Source organism: Citrobacter sp. Cpo103, from assembly GCF_030332605.1.
Classification (GTDB): Bacteria; Pseudomonadota; Gammaproteobacteria; order Enterobacterales; family Enterobacteriaceae; genus Citrobacter; species Citrobacter portucalensis.
In genome coordinates this window covers 48,763-64,810 of the sequence record NZ_JAOWHO010000026.1, presented here as the reverse complement: position 1 = coordinate 64,810, position 16,048 = coordinate 48,763, and the positions used below count along the sequence as shown (strand labels likewise).

The window sequence follows — 16,048 nt, the reverse complement described above, 5'->3', positions numbered from 1 at the left end:
AGGTGGTTATCTTTATTTTTATTGGCGATAGAGTGTCTGGATGATGCTGTAATAGCCGCTGGCCGAGCCGGTTAACTGATCGATCTCGATATACTCATCAATGGTGTGTGCCAGGTTTTCTCGTGAAGGACCGAAGCCGATGGTTTTGATTCCCGCTTCGCCCGCATAGTGGCTGCCGTTGGTACAAAATGAGTACTGCGTAATGGTTGGATTAAAGCCAGCCTCACGAATGCCCGCCAACGCTGCCTGCACGAATTCGTCGGACTCGTCGTACACCCAGCCAGGGAAGAAACGCTCTCCCTCAATCGTGGCGCCGGTATAGCAAGACTCTTGACCCACCGCGTAGGACACTCGGGCCTTAAACTGCGGATCCTGAGCAATAAGTTCAGCAAGCGCATTTTCCAGCGGAGCAATCACGCTTTCTTTGGTTTCACCCACCAGCAAACGGCGATCGTAGGTTGCGCGACAGTAATCCGGTACCACCGAGGCTCCGGGTACGGCGAAGATTTAATGTCGGTCAGTTCCAGAATACCAGGCCCCAGAACCGGATGCGTCGGCGGCGTGATCGTGCGAATTTTGTCGATCAATTGCGCCATTTTGTACACTGCGTTAATCCCCGCCTGTGGGTTAGCGGAGTGTGCGGGCTTACCAAAGGTTTCGACCACAATCTCAGCACGGCCACGCTGACCAATTTTCAGGTTTAACTCGGAAGCTTCACCAATGATCACGTAGTCTGGCTTATAGCGCTCGCTGACCAGGCGGGCAGCAATACCTTCAAAACACTCTTCGTGCACAATGCACGCAACGTAGATTTTCCCGGCAAAATTTCGCTGATTGTCTTGACCGAAAAAGCCCACGGCGGAGATCATCGCCGCCACGGCGCCTTTCATGTCAGTTGTGCCGCGACCATAAATTTTGCCATCTTCAATATCGCCGCCGTATGGGTTGCGGGACCACTTCTCTTCATTCACCGGCACGGTATCGATATGTCCATCGAGAACCAGCGTTTTCCCCGGCTGGTTGCCGACAATGCCGCCAACAATGTTGCCGTACTTATCAACATGGATGTCATCGAATTGGTAATGCTGCATCATTGTTTTTATGGCATTAACCACTTCCCCTTCCTGACCGGAATAACTTTTTTGTTGGATCAGTGCCTGACAGTTTTTAATGACTTCTTCAATGCGGTTTGCAGATAACATGGGTTTCTCCGTTATATCTCTCAATCAGGGAATTATTTGTTGATGCCCGGGTACTGACCGCCCCAGACAATATCCAGATATTGTTGCGGGTCGGTATCCCCTTCGGTGCTGACTAACAGCACACGAGAGTGCGCATCCAGCCCCAGTTGCTCACGCGTTTGCGCCAGTTCAGGCGAGGTCATCAGCAGCGCCAGCAGACCGGTAGTAACCGCACCTGATTCCCCCGAAATAATCTGTGGATCGCCTGCCAACGGGTTGCCCAACATGCGCATGCCCAACGCTGCAACTTCATCAGGACAGGAGGCAAATGCGTTGGCATAATCGCGCAGCAGTTTCCAGCCGATACTGTTCGCCTCACCGCAGGCGAGACCGGCCATCACGGTTTGTAAATCACCTCCCACCGCAATGGCATCTCCCTCTTTCGAACGGGCTGAGCGGTAGAGGCAATCGGCAATTAACGCTTCGGCGACGATCACTTTCGGGCGATTCTCCCCCCAGGCTGCCGTCACCATTCCCTGAACCATTCCGGCAAACGAGCCGACGCCTGCCTGCACAAAAATGTGCGTCGGCGCAACCTGATGCAGCTGATCTATCGCCTCCAGCATCAGCGTGCCGTAGCCCTGCATAATCCACTGCGGGATCTTTTCGTATCCTTCCCAAGCGGTATCCTGCACCACAATCCAGCCGTACTTTTCGGCCTGCTCTGCGGTCATACGAACCGCATCGTCATAGTTCATATCGACGATCTCAGCGGTAGCGCCTTCGTTACGGATAGAGGTCAGACGTTGCTGCGAAGAGCCCTTCGGCATATACACCACGGCGTTTTGCTTCAGTTGGCGCGCCATCCATGCCACGCCGCGACCGTGGTTGCCATCAGTAGTGGTGGCAAACGTGACGGTTTGCAGATCGTGGCGTACCTCTTCACTGGTCATCACGTCAAACGGCAGTTCGCTGATATCCTTACCAACTAATTCAGCGATATGGCACGCCATCGCATAGGAGCCACCCAGCGCTTTAAAGGCTTTCAGGCCAAAACGCTGAGATTCATCTTTGAGGTAGATATTTTTTACGCCCAGTTTTTGTGAAAGCGCCGGTAGCGTATACAGCGGCGTCGGCGCGTAGCCCGGAATAGACCGATGAAAATTCAACGCTTTTACCAGTTCCTGGCGGCTAAACGGTGCCAACGGCGCATTCGGATGTTCGGTAAACGGTGTCTGGTTAATAAAAAATGATAAGTTTTCCTGCATCATAAAACCTCATTGTCCTGGTATTTCATTCCCTGTAATCGGTGCAATACAGAGATATTTCCGTTATCGGTATTGGCAATAGAGCAAAATGCTTACCAGCTTTTTATAAATTGAGTAAATTCTTAAAATAATTTTAATAAAGGCTTTGATTTCAATGAATTAAATAGAATTAAAAATTGACACCAAAAAAAATCACTGCGTCAGTTTATCGCCTCATTTTGATAAATTCTCATTATTGATAAATAGTGTGATCGCTGAAGATAAAATAAGAAAAACATCCAAAAACAGCGTGATAGATTGATTTTTCGCAAATCATTTTTGCATTGCTTCGCCTATTTATCATTTTCCTTGAGAAATGCGACACACTGCCGGAGAAGTACCATGATTTCAGTACTCAGCAATATTCAGGATGATATATGCAATTATGCCGACGCTATTTCTGGCATAACGGGCACGGACGTTGAAATCATTGATGAATCTTTAATGCGCATCGCGGGTACCGGGAAATACCGGCATATGCTCAATGAGAACGTGGCCAAAAATGGCTACATCTATCGTCACGTATTGCAGGTGCGAGAAACGGTACTGATCAAAAATCCCGGCGAGCATCCGCTGTGTCAGTTATGTGAAAAACACCACTACTGTTCTGAAATGCTGGATTTGAACGCACCAATTTTTCTCAATAATCGCGTGATTGGCGTGATCGGGATTATTTGCTCAACCCAGGCACAGCGTGACACGTTACTGAGCCAGATTGATAAATTTGTCACCTTTATTGAGCAAATCGCCGTAATGATCTCCAGTAAGGTCTTTGAATGCCTGGAGCGTTTACGCGCGCAGGAAACGCTTGGCGCATTTCGGCGTCTGATCGATGCTATGGACCGCGGCGTGGTGGCGATTGATGGCAAGGGGCTTATCTGGCATGCCAATCATTCAGCCGATCGCATCCTCAACCGTGAGGTTCAGGGATTACCACTGACCATTGAAACAACCGGGGATAGCCTGTATGGCGATGGAGAAGCGTGGCTGACGCTTGAAGGTCAGAAACATCATGTACTGTGCAAACAAATTTCGCTCTCCTCGCAGGAAAACGATCGCTTAACCATGGTTATCTTTCGTGATGCCCACGACTACCTGAGTAACCTTACTCCATCCCCTTATGAGTCCGACATGCAGGTGCGACTGATTGGTCACTCTCCCTCAATGGAGCAACTCAGAAGCACCATCGGTAAAATCGCCAACAGTTACGCCAGCGTGCTCATCACCGGGGAAAGTGGCTCGGGGAAAGAGGTCGTGGCTTTTGCCATTCACCAAAGCAGTCCACGTAAAACCGCGCCTTTCGTGACAATCAACTGCGCGGCTATCCCCGAACAACTGCTGGAAAGCGAACTGTTTGGTTATGTTCGCGGCGCATTCAGCGGGGCCGATCCCAAAGGACGAATGGGAAAATTTGAACTGGCCAACGGCGGCAGCCTGTTTCTGGATGAAATTGGCGATATGCCGTTGCACCTGCAGGCCAAGCTGCTCAGGGTCTTGCAGGAAAAGGCGATCACCCGCGTTGGCTCAAATAACACCATCAATATTGATGTGCGCATTATTGCCGCGACCAACAAAAACATTAATGCGATGGTGGAGAATAATCAGTTTCGCGAAGATCTTTTCTATCGCCTGAACGTGGTCCCTCTGGTACTTCCTTCCCTGCGTGAACGCCGGGCTGATATCGCGGTCCTCGCACAGTATTTTGCCGATGAGTTCTCGGTCAGTTACCAGCGACCACCGCAAAAACTGCCTGATGACGTTATTAACCGCCTTTATGCCTGGCACTGGCCGGGCAACATTCGTGAATTACGCAACGTGATCGAATACATTTTTGTGATGCGCGGAGAAGCCGCCGGGATCAACGCCAGCCATCTTCCCCCCTACCTGCTCACCGCCGCTGACGGTAGAAAAACGACGATGGCCGCGCAACCCCGTCAGCTTGCCAGCAAAGGAAAACAGGCGGAAAGGGAAGCTATCGAAAACGTCATCCAGCGATTCGGCTCAAGCGTTGAGGGAAAAAAACAAGCCGCGACAGAACTGGGGATCAGCATTGCCACGCTCTATAGAAAAATAAAACTGTACGGTTTGTGAGCCTCCCCCTCTAACGATAAAGTCCGCATGATGCAAGCTACTGGTCATCAATGCCTGATGGCGCTTCGCTTATAAGGCCTACGGCTTACAGGCTTTAGTAGGCCCAGATAAGGTACCCGCGCCGCATCCGTCAGGTACTGCAAAGTCCCTTATGATTGAGCGCTTTTAAGATTAAAGCTCACCATTCCCGATATCTCAGATCGGCAAGCGACAGGCACAGGATCTGAGTTTTTGGGAATAACTTCGCGAAAATGGAGAGAAAACGACGTTTTTTTTCGGTTAAGCTATGTTCATGCTTTGGTGTTACCCCATGGCCGGAATCACTATCCAGGAACCCAACCATAATGGCAAAAAGTACCCCGCAGCTGCCGCTCGACCCACATATGTGTCGCAGCTATGAGAAAAAGTCGCGAAGTCCGCTGGCGCTCTATTCCGAGTATCAGCGTATGGATGTCGAACTGCGGGCGCCGCTGGCTATGACCTACAGCCACTGGCATGGCCAGGTTGAGGTGAACGTACCGTTTGATGGTGATGTGGAGTATCTCTTTAATGACGAAGTGGTGAAGAGCAAACAGGGTTTTATCACCTTGTTCTGGGCCTGTACTCCCCATCAACTCACGGATGCCGGGCACTGTAAACAGATGGCCATCTTCAACTTACCGATGCATCTGTTTTTATCCTGGCCGCTGGACAGGGAGCTGATTAATCACGTAACCCACGGGATGGTGATTACTTCGTTGGCTTCACAGCAGCTGAGCGCGTTTGAAGTACAGCGTTGGCAGAATGAACTCAATAGCGATAACGAACAAATTCGCCAGTTAGCCATTGATGAAATCGCGCTAATGCTCAAGCGCTTTAGCCTCGCTGGCTGGCGGCCGGTACTGGGTAACAAAACGTCGCGCACCCAGAAAAACAGTATTTCACGACATTCACAGTTTTACGTCAGCCAGATGCTGGAGTTTATTGCCGCCAACTGCGACAAACAGCTTACGGTTGATGCTATTGCCGAACACGTTAAGCTCAATCCCAATTATGCGATGGGTATTTTTCATCGGGTGATGCAACTGACGATGAAACAGTATATTACCGCGATGCGCATTAACCATGTGCGGGCTTTACTCAGCGATACGGATAAAACAATTCTGGATATCGCTACAATTGCAGGTTTTCGCTCTAGCAGTCGATTTTACAGCTCGTTCCATAAATACGTCGGCATGCCGCCACAGCAGTATCGAAAATTGAGTCAACAACGCCGACATCATTCACCTTATGCCGAGGGGTAATTTATTCACCAAACGTTCTCTTACCTTACTACTAAATATAAGCACCAGAATAGCAGGTCAAAAAAGATAATCTGCAGCAGTTAATAAAATAGGGTTCAGCCATGAACTCTGGCAACTATGTTGCTCAGACATGAGTGACCTGTAGCAGGTATTTATTTGACGTGTTCAACCATTAACGATTGGGATGGAATTATGGAATTAAATAACTGCACCGCCAACAACAGAAAGCCATTGTCTTTCTTTTGGTCAGTTTTACCCATGGTAGTCATGCTGGGCGGGATTAGTATCGGATATTTTATCTTCAATATTCGAGCTGAGCCCATGATCCTGATGGGAACGGCAACCGCCTCATTTATCGCCATCGCTCACGGCTATACATGGGATGACATTCTACAATCTATTTGCAATAAAATATCTGAAGCGCTGCCGGTCATATTAATCGTCGCCAGTATCGGTTTCTTAATTGGCGCATGGATGGTGTCAGGCACTATTCCAATGATGATTTATTATGGTCTGAAGTGGATTAATCCGCAGTATTTCTATATTTCGGCATTTATGCTGGGAGCACTGATCTCAGTATGCACCGGTACCTCCTGGGGTTCTATCGGGACCGTTGGTATTGCCATGATTGGCGTAGCGATTGGTCTGAATGTCTCGCTGCCCATTGCCGCTGGTGCTATTGTTTCAGGCTGCTGGTTTGGTGATAAGCTCTCACCGGTTTCTGATTCAACCAACATGGCTGCACTGGCTGCCGGGGTAAACCTGTACTCGCATATCGGCCACCTGCTGTGGACTACCGGCCCGGGTTTTATTATTTGCTGCGTCGTTTACAGCTATATGGGCATGGGCATTGATGCCTCGTCCAGCGCGCCAGAAAACATTACCAACTTGATGAATTCTATTGGTCAGATTTATCACTTTAATATTCTGCTGCTACTCCCGCCGATCATCGTTTTATATGGCTCACTGTCAAAAAGACCGCCCATTCCGATGCTCTTTTTATCTACGATAGTCTCAATGATTTTGGCGTTAGTCTTTCAGCAATTCACGGCATCCTCTGTCGGCGAATCCGTTGTCAGTGGCTTTAAGCTCGCAATGCTTACCGGAGATAATCTGCCGACACTGTCTTCCGATGTTTCCCGCTTACTGGAGCGAGGCGGCGCTATTTCAATGTTTAGCAGCTTCGTTACCGTTTTCAGCGCCTTTAGCTTTGCCGGGGCAATGAGTGCGACAGGCTCTCTGCACACCGTGATAAACGCGCTGACAAAAGGCGTTAAATCCACATTCCGCCTGGTGGCTACCACGATTGTGACGACATTTACCATCTGTGCCTGCACGGCAAATGGGACCTTACCGTTGCTGCTGTGCGGTGATGCCTTTAAAGAGGAGTACAAAAAACGAGGTCTTGCGGCAAAAAACCTCTCACGAACCACTGAAGATGCCGGAACCGTTGTCGAACCGATTATCCCCTGGTCTGCCTCAGGCGTTTATTGCGCCACTATGCTGGGCGTTGCCACGCTTGATTACTTGCCCTGGGCAATCCTCTGTTACAGCGGCGTCATCTTTGCCCTACTGTGGGCGGCAACCGGTATTGGCATTGCTAAATATGAGCCCAATGAAGCCACTGAGAATATGGTTGAGCAAAAATCATAAACTACTAAATAGCTAAATCTTAGCTATCACCAGGGTAAATTAAATATATCCATTAGATATACATAAACATTCTTCGCTTTTGCGTTGCTTACACTATTTTCAGAGACTTCCAGGAGTCAACAATGTCTTTGTTTGATGATATTGTCACAAGGGATGTTAATTGTCGCAAATACGGGCAATTACAACAGATGTACGGTACCACCGATGTATTACCGCTGTGGATTGCAGATATGGATTTTGCGACACCAGAGCCAATCATGAGCACGCTGCGTTCGGTGGTATCGCAGCCTGTGCAAGGCTATAACCTGGATTATCCACAATGGAAAGAATCTGTTATTCATTGGTATGCACAACAGTATGATGCCGATATCAAGGCACACTGGTTACATTTTATTCCCGGTGTTATAAAAACTATCGTACTCTCTTTAATGGCGCTTACCCGTCCAGGCGATAATATTTTAACCTGTACGCCAATCTATGATCCCTATCCTAATCTGGTAAACACCAGCGGCAGGAATTTGATTCAGACGCGCCTCATTGAGAAAAACGGGCACTATGAATTTGACTGGCATGATTTCAGCGAGAAACTCAAGCAGTGCAAAATGTTTTTGTTCCCTTCACCGCATAATCCAGGTGGAATGGTGTGGTCGCGGGAAACGTTGGAAAAAATAAGCCACTATTGCCAGCAGGCTGGGGTCATCATTCTGTCTGATGAAGTGCACAGTGATTTAACCCTGCCAGGAAAGCGCCATTTGCCGTTTTTTACTGTTGATGAAGCGCCAGATAGTCGGTCAATCGTGCTTACTTCCATCAGCAAGACCTTCAATACGGCGGCGATCCAGGGCGGAATCGCCATTATTAAGAATGATGAATTACGCCATCAGTTCTACCACTTTCTGGATAACTGCTACCTTGCAGAGACCCATTCATTGCAGCAGGCGGCCATTTACAGCGCCTTTACTCATTGCGCCGACTGGCACCAGAAATTATTGACCTATCTGGCCGACAATGTAGCGTTTGTAAAAAGTGAAATCGAAAAGTACTGTCCCTTGATTTCCATTGTGTATGGCGGCGCGTCGTATCTTCTGTTTCTGAATGCGGAAAAAATGGATCTCAGCGATGAGCAGCTAAGCGCTTTTTTTGTGCATGACGCCAGGCTTGGCCTATCACCTGGGGCGCAATATGGTCCCGGTGGAGAGGGGCACATGAGACTCAACGTTGGCTGCCCACGCCCGGTACTGGTAGAAGCGATGAACCGGCTAAAAGCGGCATACCAGAAATGGCAAAACGCATAGCGTACATCACACGATTTGCCCTGCCACGGTGGGGCAAAATTATCCAAAGATGTTGCTGAACTGCTATAAAGTCTTTCCCTTCTGTCGGCTGGTGTTAAACTGGAAAGTGTGATCTTCATCATAACCTGCTTAAACAGAGACAAGAGACACTGCTATGCAACATATCATCGAGGGCTTCCTCAACTTCCAAAAAGAGATTTTCCCTCAACGCAAGGAACTCTTCCGCAGCCTGGCATCCAGCCAGAATCCTAAGGCACTTTTCATCTCCTGTTCCGATAGCCGCCTGGTACCAGAACTCGTTACTCAGCAAGATCCAGGACAGCTTTTCGTTATCCGCAACGCCGGTAATATCGTACCGTCATTTGGTCCGGAGCCGGGTGGTGTATCCGCAACCATCGAATACGCGGTTGTCGCACTTGGCGTAACGGATATCGTCATCTGCGGTCACTCCAATTGTGGCGCGATGAAAGCCATTGCCGATAGCCAGCCCCTGGATCCGATGCCCGCTGTCGCTCACTGGCTGCACTATGCCGATGCCGCGAAAGCCGTGGTCGATAAAAAAACCTGGGATAACCCAATCGATAAAGTTAATGCCATGGTGGAAGAGAACGTTATCGCACAGCTTAACAACATTAAAACGCATCCTTGTGTCGCGGTTGGGCTGCGCAATAATGCGCTTCGTCTGCACGGTTGGGTGTATGACATCGAAAGCGGTGAAATCCGTACCCTGGATAAAAACAGCAAAACCTACGTTTCCCTTGCAGATAACCCGCAGGTGCATTTCGAGTAATTCCCCACTGGAGCAAGGATGCTCTGGACATCTCCTCTCCCTATTTCTGTTAGTGGACAAAAAACGGGCTTGCGACTAGTTTTAAAGTAGCCACTGGTGTTCCACATCGGTTTTCGCACATTTATACAACATTGCGACAGGCTCATTCACTGAGTCGCAAACAGCTGTTCATACATGGTGCTGGCGATAAAAAGGATCAGGTGCAAATGCAAACAAAAATAAAAAGAATAATGGATAAGTTATTTTATCATGAGTCGTGGGACATCATGCTTATTAAGGATAATGGTACACACTCATTCCCCGACAACACTCTGGAGATATTAAGCAAATCCACTGCGCAGCAGTTAAAAAAGAAATATACATTTCAGGCCGATCCTTTTCTGATTGAAAAAGGCGATAAACTGTATGTTTTCTATGAAGCTCTTAGCTTTCGCAACTCAAAAGGCACGCTACGATGTCGCGTTCTTGACCGTGAACTGGTTGAACTTGAAGATATTAGGCTTGAAGGCTTTGACGACTTACAGTGTCATTTGTCATTCCCTTATCTGATACATATCAACGATCAACTGTTCATGATCCCCGAGTCTTCAGAAAGAAAAGAGGTAATACTGTTTCAGTCAATTGAGTTCCCTGCACGCTGGAAGCAAGTTAAAGTTTTAATCTCTGATACCCAATTAACCGACAACGTATTTATCTCAATTAATGAAACCTGTTATCTGTTGTCCACCACGATGGATAACGAAATAATTATTCATTCAGCAGATCATATTTATGGACAATGGCAGCGGATTACCCCCTCATTGAAGGTGAGCAATCCCCATCATCGAGGTGCAGGTGCCTCCTATCAGGTCGAAAATAAAATGTACTTCCTTACACAGGAGTGCACGCCTGAAACTTATGGAAAATCAATATATATCAAAGAATTAGTGACACTAAACGACACTAATTTTGCTGAAACTCTGATCGAACAAATCAATTCGTCGATCAACCACAGTGACGGCGTCCACACGCTGAACTTCTCAAATAACTATATTGTTTATGATACAAAAGTTAATAAGTTCAGTCTGTTGGCAATCTTTAAAAAAATAGCATATAAATGTATGATAAAATACAGAAACACTTACCTTACCCGGCAAAATAACTGATTCACTGGATTCTCGGGTGGCATTGGTAGAAAATCGCTCGGGTTTATAGCATTTTTCTGGAGTCTGTATGGCAATTCTTGTCACTGGTGGTGCAGGTTATATTGGTTCACATACTGTGTTAACGCTACTGGAAAGAGGCGATGATGTCGTAGTCATCGATAATCTGGCGAACGCCAGCAGAATCTCGCTGGACAGGGTCGCGGAACTCACCGGAAGAGAGCCCATTGTCTATATCGCCGATGTTCTCGACAGGCAGGCATTAAAAAACATTTTCGCCGACCATAACATCACCGATGTCATTCATTTTGCGGGACTCAAATCAGTTTCAGAGTCGATAAAAGAGCCCCTCGCCTACTATGAAAACAACGTTACCGGAACGCTGGTTTTACTGGATGAGATGCTGGCCGCTGGCGTTAATCGTTTCATTTTTAGCTCATCTGCCACGGTATATGGTAATCCAGAAAGCGTACCGCTGAGCGAGCAATCACGCACGGGTGGTACCACTAATCCGTACGGCACGTCTAAGTTGATGGTCGAACAAATTCTGGCCGATTTCTCACGTGCACAACCCGATTTTCGCATTACCTGTCTGCGCTATTTCAACCCGGTTGGCGCCCATCCATCAGGTCGGATTGGTGAAGATCCTAACGGTATCCCTAATAACCTGGTTCCGTATATCTCCCAGGTCGCGATTGGTAAGCTGGAAACCGTGTCGGTGTACGGTAATGATTATCCAACCCCTGATGGTACCGGTGTGCGTGATTATATTCACGTCATGGATCTGGCGACCGGTCATTTAGCCGCGCTGGATTGCCAGAACAAAGGCGCGGCTTACAAAGTGATTAATCTCGGTACCGGTGTCGGTTATTCCGTAATTAATCTGATTGAGGCGTTTGAAAAAGCGGCGCAGACAAAAATAAACTATCAGTTTGTCGCCAGAAGACCCGGAGATATTGCCGAATGTTGGTCTGACCCATCGCTGGCATACAAAGAGCTAGGTTGGAAGGCCATCTACAACCTTGATGAAATGATGCGTGACACCTGGAACTGGCAAAAAAATAACCCGAATGGGTATCAAATTTAATGTTCTCAGCAGCGAGCCTGACCGTCAGGCTCGCTGCTGTGTCTGACTAGCGTACCGTTATTGTTGACACCCGGTACCAGCCGCTGCTCTGCTTCCCTTCATTGGCAAAGTTAATTCTCGCCGCCCCTGACTTATCCAGCATCGCAACCTCAATCGCGTATTGCCCTTTCGCCAGTCGGCCTGGCATAGATAACGCATAACTGACCTGATACTTACCGGGGAGCCAGCGGCGAATATCCTCCGCGGAATTCCCCTGTGCCACCGCCTTATTGGCGCTGTCTACGACCCGGAATGCCAGCATGTAAGGCAGATAAATCGGTGCGATACCCTCATTGTACCAGGTACTGTTTAATGTCAGCGTTTGTCCGCTATCCCACACGGGCTCATGACTCAGGGACGCAAGGCGAAATCGATAGCCCAATTTGGTCAGCGCATCGTCGACCATCGGTCGATAGTCGCTGGGAATCGTTCTCGATTTCAGGTTAATGGTACTGGCGTGCTGCTTGACCGCCCAGTCAAAAATCCCCTGCACTTCAGCACGTGTATAGTGAAAGGTGTTCTTCCAGTCCTGCATATACGAGCAGATCTCCAGACTCACCGGCGCACGTTTCCAGGCGTCGTTGAACCCTGAATAACTCTGCTGTGCAGCCAGCAATCGCTGCGGGTAATCATCAGCCATATGGTTCCAGGAGTCTGAAAATACGCGTAGGTCTCCCCAACAGTCCGCACGCCATCCTGCCCCACGCGCCACCGCATTCGCCAGACTTTGACCGCCGCTTATCAGCATGGTTTTTGGCGTCACTGGAAAAGCAGAAAAGTGCATCGCGACGTAGCGATCCAGTTGCGCCGTGGTGTATCGCTCCAGTAATGGCTTCAGGTTCGGGAAGTTGCTGTTATGCCATTCTCCCCACGATCCCACCATGCCAATATCAACAAACGCGAGATTCTCATTACCATCGTAGCGCTTACCAAATGCGTTCAACAGACGCTGACTGTATTGAATAAACAGAGGATCGTCTAAATCCGGGGCAAATGTCTTTTTATCCGGCGTCCAGGTTCCTTTCACGCCTTTTTTAATCAGCCAGTCAGGAATTTGCGAACCGCTTTCCGGCTCTGCCAGAGCCATAAAGCGTAGCCCGACATTCATCGCAGGGCGATGTGCCGCCGCGTATTTAAAGGCATCATCCACCAACGCAAAATTGTACTGGCCTTCGACTGGCTCCAGATCCCGCCAGTAAAAACGCTCGTATTCAAATCCGGTATTGGGATAGTCCGCCAGCCCCAGCGTTTCACCGTATCCCTGATGAAAACTTGCCACGCCAATCCCCGGATTGGTTAACGGGCCCGTCAATGCTTTGGGGGTAACGGTCGTCAATGCGGCCATAACCGTCAGCGGGAAAAACATGCACAACAACGCACAAACCCATTTACGCTTCATCGCAAAGACGTCCTCCACCAATTTGTTAACGCTAGCGGTCTTTCAGACTTAACCACCAGTCCCAGATACCTACGTGAAAATTTTGGAACACATCAATACCTAACGCGGATTTGATCATATACAGCGTCAGCAATATGCAGCAGGTGACGAATAGCACGGCAATCAGCAGCAAAAAAGTGAGCAACATTCTCGACAGGGTTGATTCCTGGCGATGCTGGCGGCGTAAATCTCTGCCAAACAAAAAAACCAGATAATAACGCTTGCTGAAAAAAGGAAAGCTTCTGCGAATATCGATCTGATGCCGCGAAGTCAGGGTTGTAGCAAGGAGCGCTTTTTCCACCCCTTCTTTTTGTTCAGGGGTCAATTCCTCCGCTATCCGCTCATCAAGGTGAGCGTAAAACCGTTCGATGGCAGGAGGACGATTTTGAGGACTGGTCAAAATTAACCTATATCTTTATCAATGGAGTGGTAGACGTTAACCGTCTTTTTGGCGATTTCATGCCAATTGTAGTTTTGCAAATATACACCATAGTCCACGCTATTTGCTGTTGCCCCTTGGCCTAATTTTTCAGCCAGACCGGTTACATCACCCACCTTAAAATAGGCCTCGGCGGGCAGTTGAACTTCAAGGTTAGCCGGAATATCACTGACGACGGCCGGAAGAGAAAATGACATTGCCTCCAGCAGCGCAATGGGCAATCCTTCATGGTATGAGGGCATCACAAACAATTTAGCCTGCGAAAACACCGCCTGAAGTTCGTCACCACGTAAAAAACCAGTCATCACAACACCTGGCGTGTCGGCGGCAAGCTTTTTGAGGCGCACGCTGTATTCGGTCGGATGATCCGCATCGCCAATTAGTACTAACGGTATGGTCAAACCACTGTGTTGATAAGCGGCGATGGCATCATGCATCCCTTTTTCTTCCACAAACCGCCCAACCACCACGAGGTAGTTTTTCGGCTGCAGCCCAAAGCGGGAGAGCGTATTGTCGATGGTGAGCTGTGATAATAACCGCGGCTCGTTCACGCCATTGTGAATTAAATGCGCATCATAGCGACCGTGTTTTTTCTGGATCAGTTGATTAATAACTTCAGAAATCACAATCACCTCGTTGGCATATCTCACCGCCCAACGCTCACCCAGCAACAATATTTTTTTGGCTACATATCCCCATTTCTGCCGATCGTAATCGGGCCCGTGGTGGGTAAAAACCACCTTTTTACCCATCACGCGTAAGAGTGGGATCACAAGGCCAGGGCCGATAGCATGGACATGCACAATATCCGAATGGTCGATACGTGTCCTAAACGCCGCTATAACGGAATGGACAATAGCTTCCAGCGAGCGCTTTTTGGGTGCCCACAGCGCGTAGGTTTCGACTTTTTTATATACCGATAGTTTGTAATTTACATATGGCGAGCGAGCGATCACGCAAATATCCACGTCGAACTGCCGTTTAATGGCAGGATAAAGATTCTGACAGTGTGTCTCCACACCACCCAATACATCGGGAATACCACGCGTTCCAAAAACCGTTATTTTTTTACTCATACTATGGCCTGCTCAGCAGTTCTTTATACAGCGCCTGTAGGGTATCCATATGTTTACTCAGCGCATATTTTTCACTCAACCGTGCACGACCTTGTAAGCCCATATTCCTCGCCTTCTCAGGCGAGTCAGCCAGAGCGTCCATCGCATTGGCTAACTCATGCACATTACCCGGTTCGAATAAAATCCCTTCGACACCGTCACGAATTTGTTCCGGTATACCGCCGATGCGCGACCCGATAACCGGTTTGCCTAAGGACATCGCTTCTAATATCGCCATAGAACAGTTTTCATAGCATTCTGAAGGCAGGATCACCGCTCGCGCATGCTTAATAAGCTTATCGAGCGCCTCCCCTTGTTGCACATAACCTAAAAAATCAACATCAGGGTATTTGGCGGCTAATTCATCATGCAACGGACCGTGCCCCACAACTTTCAGCGGCGCTCTGTTCCGCATTTTTTTATGCGCTGCCAACAACGTTGCCACGCCCTTTTCACGGCTCAGACGGCCAAAGTACAGCATATAGCCTTCATCGCTTACTTCGGCCAGGGGACGGCTATCATCAACGCCATTGACGATGACATCAATGCGCGAATTTGGCAGCGTGCGCAGCAAAACACCGCGTAAAAAAACGCTTGGTGAAACAATCACATCCAGTGCCTGATAGTTTTGTGCAATGTACTGCCAGGTTGCCTCCAGGGAGAGCAGTAAACTTTTTGAGGCTGAACCTTCCTGACAACGATACCTGAAGGCGTTGAAAACCGTTCCGGTAATACAGGAATCGCACACTTTGCCGTCGCGCAGCATGGAATACGCGGGGCACACAATCTTATAGTCATGCGCAGTCAGCACCGTTTTGCAGCCAAAATTGCGCGCAACTTTAATCAATGCCGGTGTTAACTGATGGTAGATGTTGTGAAAGTGGACGATATCCGGGCGCTCTTTTTCTAAAAGCGCCAGCATTTTTTTGCAGGCCTGCGAATTATGAATAAAGTTAACCGCCGTTTTGATACCACCCAGCAGATTGCTCGCTTTGTGGTAGTCCACATTACTGACGAAATAATCCGTATAGTCCGAGGGGAAATTATTCTCATGCTGCATAGAGAAATCAATAACCTGCACTCCGGCCTGTTTCAGCATATCGCGCTCTTGAAAATAAACCGTTTCCGCGCCGCCTTTGATGAAAAAAAACTTGTTAACCAATAATACTTTCATGGCGCCTGCCCCGG

12 protein-coding genes and 1 pseudogene are annotated in these 16,048 nt (G+C 48.5%); 7 read left to right on the top strand and 6 right to left on the bottom strand.

The features are described 5' to 3' along the window. Positions 1 to 18: 18 nt before the first annotated feature. Together OGX89_RS08085 and dpaL are read right to left on the bottom strand one after the other, a co-directional pair. Positions 19 to 1,202 (bottom strand): annotated as a pseudogene (locus tag OGX89_RS08085) (YgeY family selenium metabolism-linked hydrolase). Between the two features lie 32 nt (positions 1,203 to 1,234). Beyond that, positions 1,235 to 2,449: a diaminopropionate ammonia-lyase gene (gene dpaL / locus OGX89_RS08080; protein ID WP_020996285.1), complete on the bottom strand. Its 1,215-nt coding sequence runs from the start codon at positions 2,447 to 2,449 to the stop codon at positions 1,235 to 1,237. A 381-nt stretch (positions 2,450 to 2,830) separates the two neighbouring features. Between dpaL and OGX89_RS08075 the strand changes: the two genes are divergently transcribed. From OGX89_RS08075 to galE, 7 genes are all read left to right on the top strand, one after another. After that, positions 2,831 to 4,579, top strand: coding sequence for a sigma-54 interaction domain-containing protein (locus OGX89_RS08075; RefSeq protein ID WP_279892473.1), 1,749 nt, complete (start codon positions 2,831 to 2,833; stop codon positions 4,577 to 4,579). 344 nt (positions 4,580 to 4,923) lie between these two features. Beyond that, a complete protein-coding gene (gene melR, locus OGX89_RS08070; RefSeq protein ID WP_003826064.1) occupies positions 4,924 to 5,862 on the top strand; it encodes a transcriptional regulator MelR in 939 nt (312 codons plus the stop codon). A 192-nt stretch (positions 5,863 to 6,054) separates the two neighbouring features. After that, a complete protein-coding gene (nhaC, locus tag OGX89_RS08065) occupies positions 6,055 to 7,515 on the top strand; it encodes a Na+/H+ antiporter NhaC (protein WP_032944663.1) in 1,461 nt (486 codons plus the stop codon). Between the two features lie 122 nt (positions 7,516 to 7,637). Then, complete coding sequence (locus tag OGX89_RS08060; protein ID WP_125112802.1) at positions 7,638 to 8,810, top strand: MalY/PatB family protein; 1,173 nt, start codon at positions 7,638 to 7,640, stop codon at positions 8,808 to 8,810. Between the two features lie 154 nt (positions 8,811 to 8,964). Further along, positions 8,965 to 9,600 (top strand): carbonic anhydrase, encoded by a 636-nt coding sequence (locus OGX89_RS08055; RefSeq protein WP_003826059.1) that lies wholly within the window; start codon positions 8,965 to 8,967, stop codon positions 9,598 to 9,600. Between the two features lie 206 nt (positions 9,601 to 9,806). After that, positions 9,807 to 10,745, top strand: coding sequence for a glucosamine inositolphosphorylceramide transferase family protein (locus OGX89_RS08050; protein WP_003826057.1), 939 nt, complete (start codon positions 9,807 to 9,809; stop codon positions 10,743 to 10,745). Positions 10,746 to 10,812: 67 nt separating this feature from the next. Further along, positions 10,813 to 11,829, top strand: a complete 1,017-nt coding sequence (galE, locus tag OGX89_RS08045; RefSeq protein ID WP_003826055.1) for a UDP-glucose 4-epimerase GalE — start codon at positions 10,813 to 10,815, stop codon at positions 11,827 to 11,829. 46 nt (positions 11,830 to 11,875) lie between these two features. On the opposite strand, the gene OGX89_RS08040 is transcribed toward galE, so the two are convergent. Genes OGX89_RS08040 through OGX89_RS08025 form a run of 4 tightly spaced genes read right to left on the bottom strand, consistent with a single transcriptional unit; the run spans position 11,876 to position 16,034 of the window. Continuing rightward, positions 11,876 to 13,267 carry a DUF4832 domain-containing protein gene (locus tag OGX89_RS08040; protein ID WP_125112803.1) on the bottom strand — a complete coding sequence of 464 codons (1,392 nt, stop codon included), beginning with the start codon at positions 13,265 to 13,267 and terminating at the stop codon, positions 11,876 to 11,878. 31 nt (positions 13,268 to 13,298) lie between these two features. Then, positions 13,299 to 13,706, bottom strand: coding sequence for a hypothetical protein (locus OGX89_RS08035; RefSeq protein WP_003826052.1), 408 nt, complete (start codon positions 13,704 to 13,706; stop codon positions 13,299 to 13,301). Positions 13,707 to 13,708: 2 nt separating this feature from the next. Further along, a complete protein-coding gene (locus tag OGX89_RS08030; protein WP_125112804.1) occupies positions 13,709 to 14,821 on the bottom strand; it encodes a glycosyltransferase family 4 protein in 1,113 nt (370 codons plus the stop codon). 1 nt (position 14,822) lies between these two features. Continuing rightward, positions 14,823 to 16,034: a glycosyltransferase family 4 protein gene (locus OGX89_RS08025; RefSeq protein ID WP_125112805.1), complete on the bottom strand. Its 1,212-nt coding sequence runs from the start codon at positions 16,032 to 16,034 to the stop codon at positions 14,823 to 14,825. Positions 16,035 to 16,048: the final 14 nt, after the last annotated feature.

Bases quoted from the DNA above. Each gene is read 5' to 3' on its own strand.
- OGX89_RS08025 (WP_125112805.1), bottom strand. From the start codon at position 16,034: ATGAAAGTATTATTGGTTAACAAGTTTTTTTTCATCAAAGGCGGCGCG.
- OGX89_RS08055 (WP_003826059.1), top strand. From the start codon at position 8,965: ATGCAACATATCATCGAGGGCTTCCTCAACTTCCAAAAAGAGATTTTC.
- OGX89_RS08030 (WP_125112804.1), bottom strand. From the start codon at position 14,821: ATGAGTAAAAAAATAACGGTTTTTGGAACGCGTGGTATTCCCGATGTA.
- OGX89_RS08040 (WP_125112803.1), bottom strand. From the start codon at position 13,267: ATGAAGCGTAAATGGGTTTGTGCGTTGTTGTGCATGTTTTTCCCGCTG.
- galE (WP_003826055.1), top strand. From the start codon at position 10,813: ATGGCAATTCTTGTCACTGGTGGTGCAGGTTATATTGGTTCACATACT.
- OGX89_RS08060 (WP_125112802.1), top strand. From the start codon at position 7,638: ATGTCTTTGTTTGATGATATTGTCACAAGGGATGTTAATTGTCGCAAA.
- dpaL (WP_020996285.1), bottom strand. From the start codon at position 2,449: ATGCAGGAAAACTTATCATTTTTTATTAACCAGACACCGTTTACCGAA.
- nhaC (WP_032944663.1), top strand. From the start codon at position 6,055: ATGGAATTAAATAACTGCACCGCCAACAACAGAAAGCCATTGTCTTTC.
- melR (WP_003826064.1), top strand. From the start codon at position 4,924: ATGGCAAAAAGTACCCCGCAGCTGCCGCTCGACCCACATATGTGTCGC.
- OGX89_RS08050 (WP_003826057.1), top strand. From the start codon at position 9,807: ATGCAAACAAAAATAAAAAGAATAATGGATAAGTTATTTTATCATGAG.
- OGX89_RS08075 (WP_279892473.1), top strand. From the start codon at position 2,831: ATGATTTCAGTACTCAGCAATATTCAGGATGATATATGCAATTATGCC.